Origin of the sequence: Streptomyces racemochromogenes (genome assembly GCF_044129415.1) — a bacterium.
Lineage (GTDB): Bacteria > Actinomycetota > Actinomycetes > Streptomycetales > Streptomycetaceae > Streptomyces > Streptomyces racemochromogenes_A.
In genome coordinates this window covers 36,371-55,414 of record NZ_JBBDHD010000015.1, presented here as the reverse complement: position 1 = coordinate 55,414, position 19,044 = coordinate 36,371, and the positions used below count along the sequence as shown (strand labels likewise).

At 74.7% G+C, this 19,044-nt stretch carries 18 protein-coding genes and 1 pseudogene; 16 read left to right on the top strand and 3 right to left on the bottom strand.

The genetic code is table 11. From position 1 onward, the window contains the following. Window positions 1-176 precede the first annotated feature (176 nt). Window positions 177-1,169, top strand: coding sequence for a hypothetical protein (locus WDV06_RS08620; RefSeq protein WP_395509044.1), 993 nt, complete (start codon window positions 177-179; stop codon window positions 1,167-1,169). Between the two features lie 37 nt (window positions 1,170-1,206). After that, complete coding sequence (locus WDV06_RS08615) at window positions 1,207-1,653, top strand: very short patch repair endonuclease (protein WP_395509043.1); 447 nt, start codon at window positions 1,207-1,209, stop codon at window positions 1,651-1,653. A gap of 49 nt (window positions 1,654-1,702) precedes the next feature. Here the strand turns inward: WDV06_RS08615 and WDV06_RS08610 are convergent, their stop codons facing one another. Beyond that, window positions 1,703-2,707 carry a tetratricopeptide repeat protein gene (locus WDV06_RS08610; protein WP_395509042.1) on the bottom strand — a complete coding sequence of 335 codons (1,005 nt, stop codon included), beginning with the start codon at window positions 2,705-2,707 and terminating at the stop codon, window positions 1,703-1,705. A 47-nt stretch (window positions 2,708-2,754) separates the two neighbouring features. On the opposite strand from WDV06_RS08610, the gene WDV06_RS08605 reads away from it, so the two are divergent. From WDV06_RS08605 to WDV06_RS08590, 4 genes are all read left to right on the top strand, one after another. Beyond that, window positions 2,755-3,639, top strand: coding sequence for a class E sortase (locus WDV06_RS08605; RefSeq protein ID WP_463668209.1), 885 nt, complete (start codon window positions 2,755-2,757; stop codon window positions 3,637-3,639). A gap of 80 nt (window positions 3,640-3,719) precedes the next feature. Further along, window positions 3,720-4,034, top strand: coding sequence for a DUF6412 domain-containing protein (locus tag WDV06_RS08600; RefSeq protein ID WP_395509040.1), 315 nt, complete (start codon window positions 3,720-3,722; stop codon window positions 4,032-4,034). Between the two features lie 121 nt (window positions 4,035-4,155). Then, complete coding sequence (locus tag WDV06_RS08595; protein ID WP_395509039.1) at window positions 4,156-4,830, top strand: YidC/Oxa1 family membrane protein insertase; 675 nt, start codon at window positions 4,156-4,158, stop codon at window positions 4,828-4,830. A gap of 202 nt (window positions 4,831-5,032) precedes the next feature. Then, on the top strand, window positions 5,033-5,890 hold the full coding sequence (locus WDV06_RS08590; protein ID WP_395509038.1) for a fumarylacetoacetate hydrolase family protein: 858 nt from the start codon (window positions 5,033-5,035) through the stop codon (window positions 5,888-5,890). Window positions 5,891-5,965: 75 nt separating this feature from the next. Here WDV06_RS08590 and WDV06_RS08585 read toward each other — a convergent pair whose 3' ends face one another. Further along, complete coding sequence (locus tag WDV06_RS08585; protein ID WP_395509037.1) at window positions 5,966-7,162, bottom strand: ALF repeat-containing protein; 1,197 nt, start codon at window positions 7,160-7,162, stop codon at window positions 5,966-5,968. A 98-nt stretch (window positions 7,163-7,260) separates the two neighbouring features. After that, window positions 7,261-8,379 carry a Gfo/Idh/MocA family oxidoreductase gene (locus WDV06_RS08580; protein ID WP_395509036.1) on the bottom strand — a complete coding sequence of 373 codons (1,119 nt, stop codon included), beginning with the start codon at window positions 8,377-8,379 and terminating at the stop codon, window positions 7,261-7,263. Between the two features lie 121 nt (window positions 8,380-8,500). Here WDV06_RS08580 and WDV06_RS08575 point away from each other — a divergent pair, with 121 nt between their 5' ends. The 10 genes and pseudogenes from WDV06_RS08575 (at window position 8,501) to WDV06_RS08530 (ending at window position 18,967) form a co-directional block, all read left to right on the top strand. Then, a complete protein-coding gene (locus tag WDV06_RS08575; RefSeq protein WP_395509035.1) occupies window positions 8,501-9,946 on the top strand; it encodes an ROK family transcriptional regulator in 1,446 nt (481 codons plus the stop codon). 404 nt (window positions 9,947-10,350) lie between these two features. Further along, entirely contained in the window at window positions 10,351-11,133 is a 783-nt protein-coding gene (locus tag WDV06_RS08570) for a hypothetical protein (protein ID WP_395509034.1), read from the top strand. Window positions 11,134-11,220: 87 nt separating this feature from the next. Beyond that, window positions 11,221-11,994 carry a GntR family transcriptional regulator gene (locus tag WDV06_RS08565; RefSeq protein ID WP_395509033.1) on the top strand — a complete coding sequence of 258 codons (774 nt, stop codon included), beginning with the start codon at window positions 11,221-11,223 and terminating at the stop codon, window positions 11,992-11,994. Window positions 11,995-12,143: 149 nt separating this feature from the next. Continuing rightward, a complete protein-coding gene (locus WDV06_RS08560) occupies window positions 12,144-13,265 on the top strand; it encodes a TIGR03364 family FAD-dependent oxidoreductase (protein WP_395509032.1) in 1,122 nt (373 codons plus the stop codon). Between the two features lie 5 nt (window positions 13,266-13,270). Next, window positions 13,271-13,969, top strand: coding sequence for a phosphonatase-like hydrolase (locus WDV06_RS08555; protein ID WP_395509031.1), 699 nt, complete (start codon window positions 13,271-13,273; stop codon window positions 13,967-13,969). After that, complete coding sequence (locus WDV06_RS08550) at window positions 13,966-15,015, top strand: ABC transporter ATP-binding protein (protein ID WP_395509030.1); 1,050 nt, start codon at window positions 13,966-13,968, stop codon at window positions 15,013-15,015. The genes WDV06_RS08555 and WDV06_RS08550 overlap by 4 nt, the downstream gene beginning before the upstream one ends. 172 nt (window positions 15,016-15,187) lie before the next feature. After that, window positions 15,188-16,126, top strand: coding sequence for a 2-aminoethylphosphonate ABC transporter permease subunit (locus WDV06_RS08545; RefSeq protein ID WP_395509083.1), 939 nt, complete (start codon window positions 15,188-15,190; stop codon window positions 16,124-16,126). After that, window positions 16,113-16,910: an ABC transporter permease gene (locus WDV06_RS08540; protein WP_395509029.1), complete on the top strand. Its 798-nt coding sequence runs from the start codon at window positions 16,113-16,115 to the stop codon at window positions 16,908-16,910. Before WDV06_RS08545 ends, WDV06_RS08540 begins: the two co-directional genes overlap by 14 nt. Window positions 16,911-16,967: 57 nt before the next feature. After that, window positions 16,968-18,036, top strand: a pseudogene (locus WDV06_RS08535) (2-aminoethylphosphonate ABC transporter substrate-binding protein). Between the two features lie 151 nt (window positions 18,037-18,187). Then, window positions 18,188-18,967, top strand: a complete 780-nt coding sequence (locus WDV06_RS08530) for an HAD-IIA family hydrolase (protein ID WP_395509028.1) — start codon at window positions 18,188-18,190, stop codon at window positions 18,965-18,967. Window positions 18,968-19,044: the final 77 nt, after the last annotated feature.

Genomic DNA, 19,044 nt, shown 5'->3' with positions numbered 1-19,044 from the left:
CCGCCCCTGAGCGTCCGGCCCACCGAGGCAAGGCCTTGAGCACTGCGCGGGCCACCCAGCCCAGCCCCGAGCCTCCTCGGACCTGGCCCGGATCACCTGGGCCGCCCCTGGTACCCGCCATCCACAGCCACCCGAACGAGACGACTGGACACCCCCGCTCCGGGCATACCGGGGCCATGATCAACCACAAGGCATCCGCACCGATCGCCCGCCGCCAGCTGAACCTCGCCACCCGTCACCAGCTCACCGCGGCCGGCGTACCCGACACCACCATCACTTCCCGCACCCGCCCCGGCGGCCCCTGGCAACGCCTCCTGCCCCGCGTCTACCTCCTCCAGACGGGCCCGCCCGACCGGCGCCAACACGCCCTGGCCGCCGTCCTGTACGCCGCCGAACCCACCGCGGATCCCCTCACCGGCGACACCGCGGCCCTCACCGGCGGAGCCGCCCTCGCCCTCCTCGGCGTCCGGGACGCCCCGCACACCCCCACCGACGTCCTGATCCGCAGCCCGCGCCGGCTCACCGCCACCCCGCGGGTCCGCCCCGTGACGACCTCCCGCTGGCCCGGCACCCTGACCGTCGCCGGAGTGCCCAGCGCCCGCCCGGTCCGCGCCGCCGCAGACTTCGCGGCCCGCTGCCCGGACCCCGACCGGGTCCGCTCCGTCCTGGCCCAGGTCGTCCAGTCCGGCTGGTGCCACCCGCACGACCTCCACACCGAACTCCGCGGCGCCCGCCTCCTGTCCCGCCCGGCGGTCCGGGCCGCCGCCGGGGAACTCCTGGCCGGGGTCCGCTCGATCGCCGAGGCGCAGGCCCGCGACGTCCTCACCGCCACGGACCTCCCCACCCCGCTCTGGAACGCCCGCCTCCACACCCCGGACGGCGCCTTCCTGGCCAGCCCGGACGCCTACTGGCCCGACGAGGGCGTGGCCCTGGAGATCGACTCGGCGGAGTACCACTACACCCGCGACGCCTGGCACACCACCCTCCGCCGCCGCCTCCGCCTGGAGGCCCACGGCGTCCTGGTGGTCAGCGCCACCCCGTCGATGATCCGGGACACCCCCGAGGAAGTCCTCAACGCCCTCCGCACCCTCCTCACCCTCACCACCCCCCGCCCCACCCCACCCACCCTCACCGCCCGCGGCCACGTCCAGCTGGCCCTGTCGGTCTGACCGAAGGGGCGACGCGTGGCCGGCCCAGAATGGTGCCGTGGAGAAACTCGCGACGACGGCCGCTGTGCGGGCCCGGATGAGCAGGCAGAAGAGTCACGACACCTCCATGGAGGTATCGCTGCGCAAGGCGCTGCACGCGGCCGGGGTCCGTTACCGGATCCACCGCAAGCCGGTGAAGGGCGTACGACGGGAGGCGGACATCGTCTTCGGTCCCGCCCGCGTGGCGGTCTTCGTGGACGGCTGCTTCTGGCACGGATGCCCCGTCCACGCCACATGGCCCAAGAACAACGCCGATTTCTGGCGCACGAAGATCGAGGGCAACCGGCGACGGGACGTCGACACCGACGCCCGTTTCGCCGAGGCCGGTTGGTTGGTGCTTCGCGTCTGGGAGCACGAGAGCGTGGAGGAGGCGGCGGCACGCGTGCTTCGGGCTGTCGCCGACCGCCGCGCCGTCCGCCTCTCGCCGCGGCGCGGGACGGCCTGACCACCCGTCGGCTGGAGGGTGGTCCGGGGCGGACCCGTCCGGGACCGGATCAGGGCGTGTTGCCCCCGTGGCATTCCGTGTACGGCTTCCCCGAGGTGCACCAGCAGGGGGCGGTGGGGGTGGGGGGCCAGGGGGTGGCTTTGCCTCGGGCCGCCAGGGTGGTGGCGTATTCGGCCAGGAGGGACGGGGAGGCCGGGGAGGACTTCTCCGAGGCGGCGAACGCCTCGTACGAGGGGACGCTGCCCGTGACGATGCCGAGGTTCGTGGTGCCCGAGGCGGCCAGGGCGCGGAGGGAGGCTTCGACCTTGGTGAGGTGGGCCTCGTGGGAGGGGTACTCCGACGTGAGGGTGGGGTAGCTGGTCAGGAGCTCCGACAGTTCGCGGGCCGGCCAGTGGAGGATGGCCACCGGGAAGGGGCGCGAGAGGGCGGCGCGGCGGTCGCCGAGTTCGGCGCGCAGGCGGGCGATCTCGGCGCGGAGCTCGGCCGGGTCGTTGGAGCCGAGGGCCCAGATGCGCTTCGGGTCGTGGAGCTCGTCCAGCGGGATCGGGCCGATGTGGCGGGTGTCGGCGACCATGTCCCAGTCGTCGTGGGGGAGGGCCAGGAGCCGGCGGACGCGGTGGCGGCCCGTCAGGAGCGCGGTGGTGGCCTGCGTGAGGGGGGTGTCCTCCGAGGTGAGGAGGGTCGCCGCCTCCGTGAAGCACTCGTGGGAGGCCTCCAGCTCGTCGTGGGATTCGAGGGCTTCGGCGATCACCTCCCAGGGGGCCGGGTCGGTCGGGGCCGCGGCGCGGATGCCGGAGATCAGGGCGCGGGCCTCGGCCTCGTGGCCGTACTCCCACAGGTTCGCCGCCTGGCGGGCCTTGATCAGGTGGGGGTTGGCGGGGGAGGCGGAGAGCAGGCGGTCGTAGAGCGCGCTCGCGCGGTCCCTGGCGTCGCCCAGTTCGAGGTGGGCGGCGGCCTGGAGGAGCAGGGGCTCCTGGTCCTCGGGGTAGCGGGTCGCCGTGCGGATGAGGCGCTCGGCTTCGGCGATGTGCTCTGCAGGCGTGTCGGGGCGCATGGTTCACACCGTACTGCCGCTGGTCAGTTGAGGGGGGAAGTCTTAGGGTGCCGGCCGTGCGGGATCGGGTGCGTGTCGTGGTGCAGGGGCGCGGTCGGCGGGCGGGGCGGGCCGGGCTCGCACGGCTGCTGTGGGTGGGCGCCGAGGTGATCACCACGGTGGGCGTGGTGGTGGCGTTGCTGGTGGTGCACCAGGTGTGGTGGACGAATCGGCAGGCCGCGGCCGGTGCGCGGGAGCAGGTGCGGGCTCTGGAGAGGGGATGGGCGGACGGGGAGAGCGAGGGGAGCGGGGGCGAAGAGGTCGGTGAGCGGCCCGGGGAGGAGGTCCGGCAGGGGGAGGGGGCTGTCGAGGGGGGCTTGAGCGGTGGTTCGGGTGGTGGGTCCGGCGGGGGCGCGGTGGGGGGTGCGTCCGCGGCGAGCGGTGGCGGGGGGAAGGGCGGCGGGAAGCCCGCACCCGTGGCTTCCGCTCCGGCGCGGGACGAGGCGTACGGCGTGTTGCGCATCCCCCGGCTCGGGCTCGCCGTCCCCGTCGCGGAGGGGATCGACCGGCGGGCCGTGCTGGACAAGGGGTACGTCGGGCACTACCCGGGGACGGCCCAGCCGGGGGCGGAGGGGAACTTCGCGCTGGCCGGCCACCGGAACACCCACGGGGAGCCGTTCCGGTACCTGAACCGGCTGCGGGAGGGGGACGAGGTCTCCGTCGACCTGCGCGGGCGGCGGTACACGTACGTGGTGGGGAAGGTCTTGGCGGAGACCAGCCCGGGCGACGTGGGGGTCATCGCGCCGGTGCCGCGGAGCGCGGTCCGTCCCGGGTACGGGTATGAGGGCGCCGGGTCCTACATCACGCTGACGACGTGCACGCCCGAGTACACCTCCCGGTACCGGCTGGTGGTCTGGGGGACCCTCAGGAACGTTGTCAGTGCGACCCGTTAGTGTGGAGCAGCTGTCGGTCGCGAGTTCCGGTGAGGTGGGGGGTGGTTCGTGTGGGGCGCCGTGAGGTGCGTCGGTTCAGCGTGTCCTCCTTCCTGTTCCACGAGGGCTCCCGCGTCGCCCGGCTGCTCGTCGCGCTCCTGCTGCTCGGCGGGGTCCTCGGGCTGCTGTCCGGGGAGCCCGGGCTGGCGGCCGGAGTGGTCGTGCTGGCCGCGGCGGTCGCCATGGGCGCGGCCCTGCTGGCGGCGTGCCTCGTGCGGCCCGTGCCGCCGCACCGCATACGCACCGCGATCCGTGATCGCGAGCAGCGCACGGCCTTCCTGCCGCAGCGTGATCCCGACGCTTCGGGCCGGTCGCGGCCCAGGGCGCCCGGCCGTCTGGTCCTGACGGCCGCGTAGGGGCGCGCAGTGTCCACTGCCTTCCGCTCTTCCTTCGACTGAACGCTGTTGCCGCCCCTCGCGGGTCGTCACGCCGAAATGCCTCTTTTCGACGTTCGACGAGACCCCTCGGAGGGCCCGCGTGTCCGTTTTCACCCATCTTGTTGTCGAGCTGGGCCGGCTCCTGGAGCCGGTACTGGCCGAGTCCGCGACCGCTGCCGCGATCGTGCTGTTCACCCTGCTCGTACGGCTCGCCCTCTTCCCGCTGGGCCGGGCCGCCTTCCGTGCGGCGACCCCGGCGGCGGGGTGCCTGCCGGTGCTGCTCCAGCTGCCGGTGTTCTTCCTGATGTACCGGTCGTTCTCCTCGGGGGACGAGCTGCTCGCCCACCGGCTCTTCGCCGCGCCCCTCGGGGCCCGCTGGTCCGGGGCGCTGGAGGCGGGCGGTGTGTTCGGGGCGCAGGGGCTGGTGTTCCTGGGGCTGTTCGCCGCGATCGCGGTGGTGGCCGCCTGGAGTGCGGTACGGGGGCGGCGGGCCGCGGCGGCCGCGCCCGCCGTGGCGCCGGTGCCGCCCGCGGTGAAGGGCGCGGGGGCGGCGCCCGCCCCTACCGCGGAGCAGCTGGCGGCGGTGCGCAGGCTGGGCGGTGTCCTGCCCCTGCTGTCGTTCGGGACGCTGATCACGGCCGCCGTCGTACCGCTGGCCGCCGGGCTGTACCTGCTGACGACGACGGCCTGGTCGGTGGCCGAGCGTGCCTGGCTCCAGCGCCGGGCGGCGGGCGCGGCGGCGGGAACGGCGGCGGGGGCGAAGCCGGGGGTCTGAGCGGCGGTCCGCGGTGCCGCCCGGCCCGGCCCGGCGGGAACGGGGCGAGCCGGGTCGGAGGGGCGCGTTCCAGTACGTGAACAGGGTCTTGCGGATGGGGCGGACATCTTGGAGGATCAGCCAATCCTCCGATGGCCGCAACCCATCGGCCGGCCCCGGGCACGCCCGCGGGCCGACCACCCACGACCACGGGAGAATGCCCATGAAGCTGCTGCGTGTCGGACCCGCAGGGTCGGAGCGCCCCGCGCTGCTGGACCGGGACGGGACCCTTCGGGACCTGTCCGGCCTGATCACGGATGTGGACGGGGCCCTGCTGGCCGACGACTCCGTGCTGTCCCGCGTACGGGACGCCGCCGCGGGCGGGGAGCTTCCGGTGCTCGACGCGGAGGGGCTGCGCGTGGGCCCGCCGGTCGGCCGCATCGGCAAGGTCGTGGGCATCGGTCTGAACTACTTCGGGCACGCGGCCGAGATCGGCGCCGAGCCGCCGGCCGAGCCGATCCTGTTCCTGAAGGCCCCGGACACCGTGGGCGGCCCGGACGACACCGTGCTCATCCCGCGCGGCAGCGTGAAGACCGACTGGGAGGCCGAGCTCGGCGTCGTCATCGGCAGCACCGCCCGCTACCTGGGCTCCGCCGAGGAGGGCCTCGCGCACGTCGGCGGGTACGTGCTGGTCAACGACGTGTCGGAGCGCGAGTTCCAGATCGAGCGCGGCGGCACCTGGGACAAGGGCAAGAACTGCGAGACGTTCACCCCGCTCGGTCCCTGGCTGGTCACCGCCGACGAGATCCCGGACCCGCAGGTGCTGGACGTCAAGCTGTGGGTCAACGGCGAGCTCAAGCAGGACGGCAACACCTCGGACCAGATCTTCCCGGTGGGCGAGGTCGTGCGGTACCTGAGCCAGTTCATGACGCTCCACCCGGGTGACGTGATCGTCACGGGCACCCCGGGGGGCGTGGCCATGGGCCGGCCGGAGCCGAAGCCGTACCTGCGGGCCGGTGACGTCGTGGAGCTGGAGATCGAGGGGCTCGGGCGTCAGCGCCAGGAGTTCAAGGACGCGTAGGTGACGTAGCGCCGTACGGCAAGCAGGAGGGCCGGGCCGCCCGAGGCGGCCCGGCCCTTACCCGTGCGTGCGGTGTCAGCCTTCGGCGGACGCGCGACGGCGGCGTCCCGCCACCACCAGGCCGGCGCCCGCGGTGAGGGCGGCCGCCCCCGCGCCCGCGGCCCAGGTGGTCCCGGAACCGGCGCCGGTGCTCGCGAGCGGGGCGGAGGAGGAGCCCCCGGCCGGGGTGGTGCCGCCGTCGCCCTTGCCGCTGCCCGTGGCGACGGCCGGCCGGACGCCGCCCTGGCCCTGGCCCTGGGTGTCGCCGGTGCCGGTGCCGGTGCCGGTGCCCGTTCCGGTTCCCGTGCCGTGGCCCTCGTCCTTGGCCCGCGCCACGTGCTGGCCGGTCTTGAGGAACGCGGCGCGGTCCTCGGGCGTGCCCCCAAGGGCGGCGAGCGCGGCCTTCTTCAGCTCCGGGCCCGCCTTCCCGACCATGGCCGAGATCAGCACCTGGTTGTCGACGTCGCGCAGCTCGTGCTGGGTGGTCGCCACGAAGGTGCGCAGCTGCGCCGGGGTCGGGTTGCCCTCAAGGAGCTTGATGATCCCCTCCTTGAGACCCGGCCCCGCGTCCTTGATCATCCCGAACAGGGCGACCCGGTCGTCCTCGGCGCGGACCTGGTGCTGGCCGGTCGCGACGAACGCGCGGATCTGCTCGCGCGTGCCGTGGTCCAGCAGCTCGTTCACGGCCTTGGTCACGCCCCGGCCGGCGCCGTTGAGCATGCGGGTCAGCTCGGCCCGGTCGTCCTTGAGGCGGGCCGCGTGCTGACCCTCGTTCAGGAACGCGGTGTACGCCTCCTGGCTCTCCTTGCGGAGGGCCTCGACCGCGGCCGCCTTCACGGCCGGGCCGCCGGAGTTGTGGATCCGGGAGATCTTGACCTCGTCGTCGGTGAACTGCTCCTCCGCCAGCTCGACCGTCAGGAACCGCCGCATCTGCTCGGCCGTTCCCTTGAGCGCCTTCGCGGCCGCCTCGCGGACGCCGGGACCACGGTTCGGGTCGGCCAGGAGTGCCTCGATCGCCGCCCGGTCCTTCGCCGCCTGGGGGTCCTCGGCGGGCGTGCCGGCCGGCTTGTCCGCCGCCGGCTTCCCCTCGACACCCTGGTCGGGCGCGGTCGGGGACGACGGGTGGGACGGCCCGCCGGCCGCTCCCTCGGCGGCGAAGGCGGGCGAGGAGAGCAGGACGGCCGGCGCTATCGCGGCGGTGGCCACGATCGACGCGATCCGGGGCAGCTTCACAGGTGGGGTTTCCATTCTTCACATGCGTGATGATCGGCAGCCTGTGCAGGATAGATCGTTTGTTCGCATGGAAACCGTCGATTTTGCGACAAGGTGGATCAGAGGGTGACGACCGACCCCTCATGGGACGACGTGCGCGCGGCCTCCAGCACCGCCAGGCAGTCCGCCGCCTCGTGTGCCGTGACCGGGGCCGGGCCGCCCGTGCGCAGTGCCTCCGCGACCGCGGCGTAGTAGGCGGGGTAGTCGCCCGGAACCGTCGGCACCGGGTCCCCGCCGCCGGTCAGCGGGGATTCGCCGGACCCGACCCGCCCCCACAGGTGCTCGGGCTCCTCGCCCCACGCCGCCCCGTCGGGACCGCCCGGGCGCAGTCCCTCGCGCAGGGCGGCCTCCTGCGGGTCCAGGCCGTACTTGACGTAGCCGGCCCGCGAGCCGAGGACGCGGAAGCGCGGTCCGAGCTGGGCGGCGGTGGCGCTGACGTAGAGGTGCGAGCGGACGCCGTTCGCATGCGTGAGCGCGATGAACGTGTCGTCGTCGGCCTCGGCGCCCGGGCGCCGCACGTCGGTCTCCGCGTAGACCCGTACGGCCGGGCCGAACAGCACCAGCGCCTGGTCGACGACATGGCTGCCGAGGTCGTACAGCAGCCCGCCGATCTCCTCCGGCGCACCCGACTCGCGCCAGCCGCCCTTGAGCTGGGGGCGCCAGCGCTCGTAGCGGGACTCGAAGCGCTGGATCTCGCCGAGTTCGCCGTCGGCGAGGAGGCGGCGCACGGTGAGGAAGTCGTTGTCCCAGCGGCGGTTCTGGAAGACCGAGAGGAAGGTGCCGGTCCGCTCGGCGAGCGCGGCGAGTTCGCGCGCCTCGGCGGCGGTGGCGGCCAGCGGCTTGTCCACGACCACGGGGATCCCGGCGGTGAGGGCGGCGGTGGCGAGGGGGACGTGGGTCTTGTTGGGGGAGGCGATGACGACGAGGCCGAGCGGGTCCTCGGCGTCACCCGCCCGTTCCCACAGCGCGTCGGCGGTGGCGGCGACGCGGACGCCGGGGTGGGCGGCGCGGGCCTGCGCCTGCCGGCCGGGGTCGGAGGTGACGACGGTGTCGAGGACGAGGCCCTCGGTGGCGGAGACGAGCGGCGCGTGGAAGACCGAGCCGGCGAGTCCGTAGCCGATGAGCGCGACGCGCAGGGGTGTGCCGGGAGTCTGGGGGATGCGGGGGGAGGCGTTCATGCGTCCACTTTGGCAACAGTGTTGTGTAAGTGCAAGGAGGGTGGACAATGAGGGGGTGAACAGGGGAAACGTCGGGGGCGGTCGGAGTCGGGGCGGCGGGAGCGGTGGCGGCCGGGGCGGGGTGAACCTGCCGGTGCTGCGCGGGCACAACGAGGCCCTGCTGCTGGACCTGCTCCGCGCCGCGGGCCCGCCGGGCCTCGGGCGCGCCGAGCTGGCCGAACGGGCGGGGCTCACCCCCCAGGCCGTCAGCAAGATCACCGCCCGGCTCGCGGCGGAGGGCCTGGTGGCCGAGGCCGGCCGGGACGCGTCGACCGGAGGCAAGCCCCGGACCCGGTTGAGGCTGGTCCCGGACGCCCGGCACGCGGTGGGGGTGCACCTGGACCGCGACGAGCTGCGGGCCGTACGGGTCGACCTGGCGGGCGCCCTCGTCGCGGAATGGAGCGGCCCGCTGGACTTCGGGGCGGGGCCGGAGGCGGCGGTGGACGCGGCCGTACGGGCGGTCGCGCGCGTCTCGGGCGGCGCGGAGGCACCGCCGCTGGCGGGAGTGGGCGCGGCCGCGCCCGGGCCGCTGGACTGGCGGACCGGGGTCATGGGGCGGGTGACGGGGTTCCCGGAATGGGAGGGGTTCCCCTTGCGGGAGGCGCTGTCGGGGCGGCTGGGCGTGGCGGTGGTGGTGGACAAGGACACCAACGCCGCGGTCGCGGCGGGGGGATGGGCCCGCGCCGGCGGGGCCGATGGGGTTGAGGGGGCCGGAGAGGCTGGAGGGCCGGGCGGGGCTGGCAGGGCCGAGGGCGTTGGCACGTCCGGCTTCGGCGGGAGTCCGGACCCGGGCGGGCCGGACCCGGGCGGGCCGGACCTGGGCGGGCCGGACCTGGGCGGGCCGGACCTGGGCGGGCCGGACCCGGGCGGGCCGGGGTCGGGCCTGGGTGGAGCGGGCCTGGGCGGGCCGGGGTCGGGCCTGGGCGGGTCGGGTCTGGGCCGGGCGGGCTTCGGTGGGGCAGGCCTCGGCGGGGCGGACCTCGGTGGGCCGGGCGTGCGCGGGCCTGAGCAGGGCGGGCCGGGGCCGGCCTCGTCGGGCCGGGGCGGAGTGGACCCCGTGCGGCCGGGCCCGGGAGGGCTGGGGTCCGGCTCGTGCGTCTACCTGCACGTCGGGACCGGGCTCGGGGCGGGGTTGCGGCTCGACGGTGCGGTGTACCGGGGCGCGCGGTCGGGCGCGGGGGAGTTCGGGCACCAGGTGCTGCGGCTGGACGGCCCGCTCTGCCGGTGCGGGGGCCGGGGCTGCCTGGAGGTGCTCTGCCTGGAGGCGGTCGCCCGGGGTGACCTCGTGGAGGCGGCGCGGGTGCTGGGGGAGGGGGCGGCGAACCTGGTGGCGCTGCTGGACGTGGACCGGGTGCTGTTGGGGGGCCGGGTGGTTGCGGGGGCGCCGGAGGTGTTCGTCGGCGGGGTGCGGGAGGTGCTGGCGGGCCGCGCCCTGACGGCCGACCCGCCGGTGGTCGGCCTCGCACCGGCCGGGGTCGCGGAGGGGGCGGCGGAACTGGCCCTGGCACCGCTGTTCGGACACGGCTGACCCGAGCGACCCGTCCCCGGCCGGGGCGGTGCCGGTACCGCCGGGCCCCGCCGTGCGCGCCGGTGGTGCGGGACGTGTCGGGCACGCGGTGGCGGCCGGGGCGGGGTGTGCCGCGCCCGCTGCGGCGCGGCGGCTCGGGCCGATTGCCTGCCCCTGCCGCCCCCCCACCGCGCAGTCCCGCGCCCTGCCGCGCCGCCCCGCCCCGCGCCCGGGGGCGATACCGCTGGGGGCCGTTGCCGGGCCGTTGCCGGGCCGGGGTGGGCCGGGGCCATCCGGGGGGAAAGCGGGAGGTGTCGGGCGTGGGGGTGGGGCCTGGGGGTGGGGGCGTGGGAGGGTGCGGGCACGGCGGGGTGATTGTCGCCTCGTCCGATCATTACTCCGTCCGGCGAGCAGCGAGGTCTTCCATGCGACTGCGCAACGCCCCCGCCCTCACCGCCCTCCTTCTCGCCCTCTCCGCACCTCCCGCCACCGCGGACACCGGCACCGGCGGCGCCCCCCACCCCGCGCCCGCCCCCGCCATGCCCGCGCCGGCCCTCCCTTCGCGGGCCCGTGCCACCTGCGGGGACGGAAAGAGCAGCGCCTTCCCGATCGGGGCGCGGATCCGCGGGGGCCCGGCGGTCTACCGGGCCGGCGCCGGCCCGCAGAGCTGGCTGCTGGACCTGACGAACACCACCGGCGCCACCTGTACCGCCATCCACCCCGTCATCGTGTTCACCGATTCCGCCCGGGCCCTGCGCCCCGCGCACCTGCGCATGGAGTTCGAAGCCCCCGGCGGCCCCTTCCCCGTCAGCCTGGAGCGCAGCGACCGCGACGAGATCATCGCCGTGTTCGACGGCAAGGACGCCTTCCCGGGCTTCTCCGTACCGGCCGGCGGCTCCACCACCGTCAGGGTGCAGCTCGCCTTCGCCCCCGACGCCCCCCTGGGGGAGGTCGTCGCCGACGCCGCGCTGGTGCAGCGGAAGGGGGACGACGGGGAGTGGGTCGGCGAGGCCGGGGGGTACCGGTTCTCCGTCGAGGGCCCCGAGGAGCCGCAGGACACCGTCGCGGCGGGGTCGCTCGCGCACACGGGCCCCCGGGAGTGGGCGTACGGGGCCGGAGCCGTCGCCGCCGTGGCCGCCGGGGCCGGTCTGCTGCTCGGCGCCCGCCGTCTGCGCCGGAGCCCGCACGACCCCCGCCCGCCGCGCTGAACCCGAGTACCGCCGTGCCCGGCCGGGGTCGCCGGCCCCACCCCGCTGCCGCGCCCCCCGTACACCTCCCGCACGTACAGTCCGACCGTGGAAGAACAGATCCGGCACCCCGCCCCCCACCGTCCCGGCTCGCCCGTGCGGTCCGGGATTCCCGAGCACGGGCGCATCCCCAAGTACTACGCCGTCAAGGCCCGCATCGCCGATCTCCTCGACGAACTCGGCGAAGGCGGCGCGCTGCCCACCGAGCGGGATCTCGCCGAGCGGTACGAGGTGGCCCGCGAGACCGTGCGGCAGGCGCTGCGGGAACTGCTGCTGGAGGGGCGGCTGCGCCGCTCCGGCCGGGGTACCGTCGTCGCCGGACCCAAGTTGGAGCAGCCCCTCTCCCTCGCCAGCTACACCGAGGGCGTGCGCCGCCAGGGCCGCCGCCCCGGACGCCACCTCATCGGACTGGAGCGCTTCCCCTGCCCGCCCGAACTCGCCCCCGGCATCGGCGCCGGGGCCGGTGAGCCCGTCTGGCACCTGGAGCGGGTGCTCCTCGCCGACGACGAGCGCGTGGGGCTGGAGAGCACGTACGTCCGGGTCGCCCGCGCCCCCCGCCTCGACGTCGATTTCCAGCCGGACTCCTCCTTCTACGGATACCTCCGCGACAGCCTCGGGATCTCCTTCGGGGACGCCGACGAGAAGCTGGAGACCGTGTTGGCCACCCCCCGCGAGGCCCTGCTGATCGGCACCCCGCCGGCCCTCCCGATGCTGCTCATCCACCGCTTCTCGCGGGACCGGGACGGCCGGCCGCTGGAGCGGGTGCGTTCGCTCTACCGTGGCGACCGGTTCAGCTTCACGACCCGCCTGCGGCCCGAATAGGACCCCGAAAAAACAGAACAACACCGCCTGACCCAGACCCATTGACATCACGGAACGATAACGGGTCTAGTCCAAGCGTCGAGGGCTGTTCACCGCCCCGCTTCCCGCCCGATCCTCCGGGGTCACGGGCCGCCCCGACGGTGGACGGCGTGAGAGTCATAGTCGTCGGAGGCGGCGTGGTCGGCACCATGCACGCCTGGCAGGCAGTCCAACGCGGCCACGAGGTCGTCCAGATCGAGCGCGAGGCCGAGGCGCGCGGCGCCTCGCTGCGCAATTTCGGCCAGATCTGGGTCAGCGGCCGGGCCGGGGGCGAGGAGCTCGACACCGCCCTGCGGGCCCGCGAGCTCTGGGAGCGGATCGGCGCGGAGGTGCCCGGCCTGGGCTTCCGGGCGATCGGCTCCCTCACCCCCGTCCGCAACGCCCGCGAGTACGCGGTCGCCGAGGCGGCCGCCGCCCGCCCCGACGCCGCCGCCCGCGGCTACGAGCTGGTCACCGCGGCCGAGGCGCGGGCGGTCAACCCGGCCCTGCGCGGCGCCTTCGAGGCCGCCCTGTGGTGCGAGCGGGACGCGGCCGTCGAACCGCGCACCGCCCAGCTCCACCTCCGCGAGGCCCTCCGCGCCTCCGGCCGCTACACCTTCCTGCCCGGCCGCGAGGTCCGCGACCTGGCCGGCCCCGCCGCCGTCCGCGACGACCACGGAGACGTCCACCGCGGCGACGCCGTCGTCCTCGCCACCGGCGCCTGGCTCTCCGGCCTGGTCCGTGAACTCGTCCCCGACCTGCCGGTGCGCCGCGTCCGGCTCCAGATGATGCAGACCGCCCCCCTCGGCGAACCGCTCACCACCTCCGTCGCCGACGCCGACAGCTTCCGCTACTACCCCGCCTACCGGGGCGACGCCCTCGACGCCCTCAACGCCGAGCAGGCCCAGTCGCCCGTCGCCGCCGCGCACCGGATGCAGCTGCTGATGGTCCAGCGCCACGACGGCGGCCTGACCATCGGCGACACCCACGAGTACGAGCACCCCTTCGCGTTCGACACCCTCGAAGACCCCTACGACCACCTCACGGGGGTCGTCGAGTCCTTCCTGGGCCGCCCGCTGCCGAAGATCAGGCACCGCTGGGCGGGCGTGTACGCGCAGTGCACCGACACCGGCCGCGTCGTCCACCGCCAGCGGGTCGGCGAAGGGGTCTGGCTCGTCACCGGACCGGGCGGCCGGGGCATGACCTGCTCGCCCGCCATCGCCGAAACCACCGCGAACGAACTGGGCTGGTGAGCCGTATGACCGAAACCCGCACCCCCGGGAAGCTGATCGTCCTCGACATGGCCGGTACCACCGTGGCCGACGGCGGACTCGTCGAGCGCGCCTTCGCACGCGCCGCCGAACGCCTCGGCGTCGAGCCCGGCACCCCCGCCCACACCGAGCAGCTCCGGTACGTCCGCGACACCATGGGCGAGTCGAAGATCTCCGTCTTCCGCCACCTCTTCGGTACGGAGGACCGCGCGCGGCTCGCCAACACCGCCTTCGAGCAGGCCTACGCGCAGCTCGTCGACGACGGCCTCGTGACCGAGGTACCCGGCGCCCGCGCGACCGTCGAGCGGCTGCGGGCCGACGGCCACACCGTCGCCCTCACCACCGGCTTCGCCCGCGTCACCCAGGACGCCATCCTCGACGCCCTCGGCTGGCGGGACCTGGCCGACCTCACCCTCTGCCCCGCCGACGCGGGCGGCCGCGGCCGCCCCTACCCCGACATGGTGCTGGCCGCGTTCCTGCGCACCGGCGCCGTCGCCGACGTCCGCGAGACCGTCGTCGCCGGGGACACGGCCTACGACATGCTCAGCGGCCGCCGCGCCGGAGCCGGCACCGTCGCCGGCGTCCTCACCGGCGCCCACGACCGCGCCGCGCTCACCGCTCACGGCGCCACGCACGTCCTCGGCTCCGTCGCCGAACTCCCCGCCCTGCTCACGGAGTCGTCGTGAGCGGCATCCGCTTCGACTCCGTCTCGGTCGCCTACCACGGCACCACCGTCCTGGACCGTCTCGACCTGACCGTCGAGCCCGGGGAGGTCATGGCCCTCCTCGGGCCCTCCGGCTCCGGCAAGACCACCGCCCTGCGCGCGGTCGCCGGGTTCGTCCGGCCCGCCTCCGGGCGGGTGCTGATCGGCGGCCGGGACGTCACCGCCCTGCCCCCGCACAAGCGGGGCATCGGGATGGTCGTCCAGCAGTACGCGCTCTTCCCGCACATGCGGGTCGCGGACAACGTGGCCTTCGGCCTGCGCGCCCGGAAGACCCCCAGGGCCGAGATCCCGGCCCGGGTCACCGAGGCCCTGGAGATGACGGGGATGGCCGCCTACGCCCGTCGCCACCCCCGCGAGCTCTCCGGCGGACAGCAGCAGCGGGTGGCCATCGCCCGCGCCCTCGCCATCCGCCCCGGGGTCCTCCTGCTGGACGAGCCCCTCTCGGCGCTCGACGCGCAGCTGCGCTCCGGGATGCTGGCCGAACTGGCCCGGCTGCACCGCGAACTCCCGCACGTCTCCATCCTGTACGTCACCCACGACCAGATCGAGGCCCTCACCCTGGCCGACCGGATCGCCGTCATGGACCGCGCCCGCCTCCAGGACTGCGGTACCCCGCAGCAGCTGTACCGGGCACCGCGTACGGAGTTCACCGCGTCCTTCGTCGGCAACGCCAACCTGCTCCCGGTGACGGTCGCCGACGGCGGCGCGGTCTTCGCGGGGCGCCCGCTGACCCTCGACCGGGGCCGCGCGGCCCCCGGATCGACCGCGACCCTGTGCGTACGGCCGCACCTGCTGGGGCTCGGCGAGGGCCCCAACGCCCTGCGCGGCACCCTCGCCGAGGTGCAGTGGCGCGGCGCGACGCACCGGCTGTACGTCGACATCGGCGGGCACCGCGTCAAGGCCGACCTCCCCGAGCTGAAGGAGACCCCGGCCCTGGGGGACGAGGTCACCCTCCACTTCGAGCCCCGCGACGCGGTGCTCCTGACGGCGGGGGTCACCGATGCCTGAACCCGCCCTCCCCCCACCCACCCCACCCCCGGCCGCGCCACCCGCCGCCGAGCCTGGCGCCGTACCGGCCGCGGCGCCGGCTGCCGTACCGGCTGCCCTGCCGGCCGCGGCGCCGGCTGCCGGAGCGGCGCCCGTGCCCGGTCCGGGAGCGGGCCGCCCGGCCCGGCCCGCCGTGCCCGAGCCCGTACGGCCCGAGGCGCCGACGGCCACCCCGCCACCGGCCCCGGCCCGCACCGCGGCCCCGCCCGGGCCCCGGAAGCCGCCCCGGGAAGCGCCCCCGCAGGGGAGTCGGCGTCCGGCCCGGGCCGTGTGGGCGCTGCCGCCCGTGGCCCTGCTCGGGCTCGTCTTCCTCTACCCCCTCGCCCTGGTCGTCCGGCAGTCCCTGACCCCCGACAACGGTGGCGGCCCCTTCGACGCCTACTCCGCCGTCCTCGCCTCCCACGCCTTCCGCGAAGCCCTCGGCACCACCGTCTGGCTGGCCCTCGCCTCCACGGCCGGCTGCCTCCTCCTCGGCTTCACCCTGGCCCTGATCATCGCCTTCGTGCCCTTCCCCGGAGCCAGGGCCGTCGCCAAGTTCATCGACGTCTTCCTCTCCTTCCCCTCTTTCCTCATCACCCTCGCCCTCCTCTTCATCTACGGCACCGTCGGCATGGCCAACGGCCTCTGGACGGAGGTCCTGGGCGGCGCCGAAGGCCCGTTCCGCTTCCTCACCACCCCCTGGGGCGTCCTCCTGGCGGAGGTCACGTACTTCACCCCCTTCGTGATGCGCCCCCTGCTCGCCGCCTTCTCCCAACTGGACACCGCGCAGCTGGAGGTGGCCGCGGGCCTCGGCGCCCGCCCCGCCCGGATCGTCCGGCAGGTGGTCCTCCCCGAGGCCCTCCCCGCCCTCGCGGCGGGCGGCAGCCTCGTCCTCGTCCTGTGCCTCAACGAGTTCGGGATCGTCCTGTTCACCGGCGCCAAGGGCGTCACGACCCTCCCGATGCTCGTCTACGGCAAGGCCATCCTCGAATCCGACTACCCGGCCGCCTGCGTCGCCGCCGTCGTCAACATCGCCCTGTCCATCGGCCTGTTCGGCCTCTACCGGGGAGTGGGCAAGCGTGCTGGTGCATAGCAGGGGCGGCCGCCGGGCCGCCTGGTTCCTGTTCGGGATCCTCTTCGTCCCCCTCTTCGCCCTGCCCCTCCTCGTGGTCGTGGCCGCCTCCTTCGCCACCCACTGGTCCGGCGCCTTCCCCTCGGGCCCCACCACCGAGAACTACGCCTCCGCCGTCCGGGGCGAATCCCTCCAGGCCCTGACCACCTCCCTGGTCACGGCCCTGGCCGCCGGCCTCCTCGCGCTCGCCGCCGGCACCTGGGCCGCCCTGGCCGCCGCAGCCCTGGGCCGGCGCGGAAAGCGGCTCCTGGACGCCCTGTTCATGCTGCCGGTGGCCGTGCCGTCCGTGGCCGTCGGCCTCGCCGTCCTCGTCGCGTTCAGCAAGCCCCCGCTGCTGCTCAACGGCACGAGCACGATCGTCGTCCTGGCGCACACCGTCCTCGTCACGGCGTTCGCCTACCAGTCGGTCTCGGCGGCCCTCGTGCGTCTCGACCCCGCGTACGAGCAGGCGGCCGCCTCCCTCGGCGCCCGTCCCGCGTACGTGCTGTGGCGGGTCAGGCTGCCCCTCCTGCTGCCGTCCCTCACGGCGGCCGCAGGACTCTGCTTCGCCCTGTCCATGGGCGAGCTGAGCGCCACGATGATGCTCTACCCGCCGGACTGGACGCCCCTCCCGGTCCGGATCTTCACCGCCACCGACCGGGGTTCGCTCTTCGCCGGATCCGCCGTCGCCGTGGTGCTGATGGCCACCACCCTGCTGGTCCTCCTGGCCGTCTCCCGGATCCGCACCCGGGCCTCCTACCGCTGACCCCCGCCTTCCCCCCGCCCCCTTCCCCCGTAAGGAATCCCCGTGTCCAGAGCGCTCCTGCTCCGTACCGCCACCGCCCTCACCGCCGGCCTCGCCCTCGCCGGCACCCTCACCGCCTGCGGCGGCTCCTCCACCGCCGCAGGCTCCGGCTCAACGGGCGGCGGCGAGAAGACCGTGACCGTCTACAGCGCCGACGGCCTCAAGAGCGACAAGGGCGACGGCTGGTACGACAAGGTCTTCGCCGACTTCACCAAGAAGACGGGCATCGAGGTCAAGTACGTCGAAGGCGGCTCCGGCGAGATGGTCCAGCGGGCCCTGCGCGAGAAGACCAACACCCGGGCCGACGTGCTGATCACCCTGCCGCCCTTCATCCAGCAGGCCGACGGGAAGGGCCTGCTCCAGGCCTACGCCCCGCAGGGCTCCGAGAAGGTCAGCGGCGCCGTCAAGTCCGCCGACTCCAAGTGGACCTCCGTCGTCAACAACTACTTCGGCTTCGTCTACAACAAGAAGGAGCTGAGCTCCGCCCCCAGGACCTGGGAGGAGCTCCTCGACACCAAGTACAAGGGCAGGATCCAGTACTACCCCCGGCGTCGCGGGCGACGGCACGGCCGTCCTCGTCAAGTCCCTGCACGACTTCGGCGGCAAGGACCAGGCGATGGACTTCCTCAGGAAGCTCCAGGCCAACAACGTCGGCCCGTCCTCCTCCACCAGCAAGCTCGCGCCCAAGACCGACAAGGGCGAGCTGCTGGTCGCCAACGGCGACGTCCAGATGAACTTCGCCCAGTCCAGGTCCATGCCCAACCTCGGCATCTGGTTCCCCGCCAAGGACGGCGGCAAGCCCACCACCTTCGCCCTGCCGTACGCGGCCGGCCTGGTCGCCGGGGCCCCGCACGCCGACAACGGCCGGAAGCTCCTCGACCACCTGCTCGGCGAGGACGCCCAGAGGCTGGTCAGCGAGGTCGGCGGCGGCTTCCCCGCCCGTACGGACGTCAAGCCCACCGACGCCAACGCCATCGCGCTCACCCGGCTGATGACCGGCGTCGAGGTCTTCGAGCCGGACTGGGCCGACATCGACAAGAACCTCACGGGCTACGTCGACGCCTGGAAGTCCGCGACCGGCAGCTGAGCGGCCCCGCCGCCACGAGGACCGAGTACGCCCGCCCCCGCTGGGCCGTCCGGGCCGTGGACGCCCCCGGCGCCCGCGGCCCGCGCCCGCTAGGGTGGTGGTACAGACCACAGACCCACAGGTCAGAGGCGACCAGAGCGGAGAGAAATCCGTGGCAGAGCGCAAGCCGATCGAATCCTGGCTCACCGACATGGACGGGGTCCTCATCCACGAGGGCACCCCGATCCCGGGCGCCGATGCCTTCATCAAGCGGCTGCGCGAGTCCGGCAAGCCCTTCCTGGTCCTGACCAACAACTCCATCTACACCCCGCGCGACCTCCAGGCCCGGCTCAGCCGCATGGGCCTGGACGTGCCCGTGGACAACATCTGGACCTCGGCCCTCGCCACCGCGAAGTTCCTCGACGACCAGCGCCCGGGCGGCACGGCGTACGTCATCGGCGAGGCGGGCCTGACCACCGCCCTGCACGACATCGGCTACATCCTCACCGACCACGAGCCCGACTACGTCGTCCTCGGCGAGACCCGCACCTACAGCTTCGAGGCCATGACCAAGGCCGTCCGCCTGATCAACGACGGCGCCCGCTTCATCTGCACCAACCCCGACGAGACCGGCCCCTCCACCGAGGGCCCGCTCCCGGCCACGGGCGCGGTCGCCGCGCTGATCACCAAGGCGACCGGCAAGCAGCCGTACTTCGCCGGCAAGCCCAACCCGCTCATGATGCGCACGGGCCTCAACGCCATCGGGGCCCATTCCGAGACCAGCGCGATGATCGGCGACCGGATGGACACCGACGTGCTGGCCGGCCTGGAGGCGGGCATGGAGACCTTCCTCGTCCTCACCGGGCTCACCACGGTGGAGGACACCGAGAAGTTCCCCTACCGCCCGACCCACACGGTCGACTCCATCGCGGACCTCGTCGACCTGGTGTAGCCGTCGGCCCGATGTGGCCGTTGGTGCGTACGGCTGACACGTACGGGCCAAGAGAGCGCCGCTCCGGATGCGGAGCG

Bases quoted from the DNA above. Each gene is read 5' to 3' on its own strand.
- WDV06_RS08570 (WP_395509034.1), top strand. From the start codon at position 10,351: ATGCGACTGCGCAACGCCCCCGCCCTCACCGCCCTCCTTCTCGCCCTC.
- WDV06_RS08555 (WP_395509031.1), top strand. From the start codon at position 13,271: ATGACCGAAACCCGCACCCCCGGGAAGCTGATCGTCCTCGACATGGCC.
- WDV06_RS08580 (WP_395509036.1), bottom strand. From the start codon at position 8,379: ATGAACGCCTCCCCCCGCATCCCCCAGACTCCCGGCACACCCCTGCGC.
- WDV06_RS08620 (WP_395509044.1), top strand. From the start codon at position 177: ATGATCAACCACAAGGCATCCGCACCGATCGCCCGCCGCCAGCTGAAC.
- WDV06_RS08610 (WP_395509042.1), bottom strand. From the start codon at position 2,707: ATGCGCCCCGACACGCCTGCAGAGCACATCGCCGAAGCCGAGCGCCTC.
- WDV06_RS08590 (WP_395509038.1), top strand. From the start codon at position 5,033: ATGAAGCTGCTGCGTGTCGGACCCGCAGGGTCGGAGCGCCCCGCGCTG.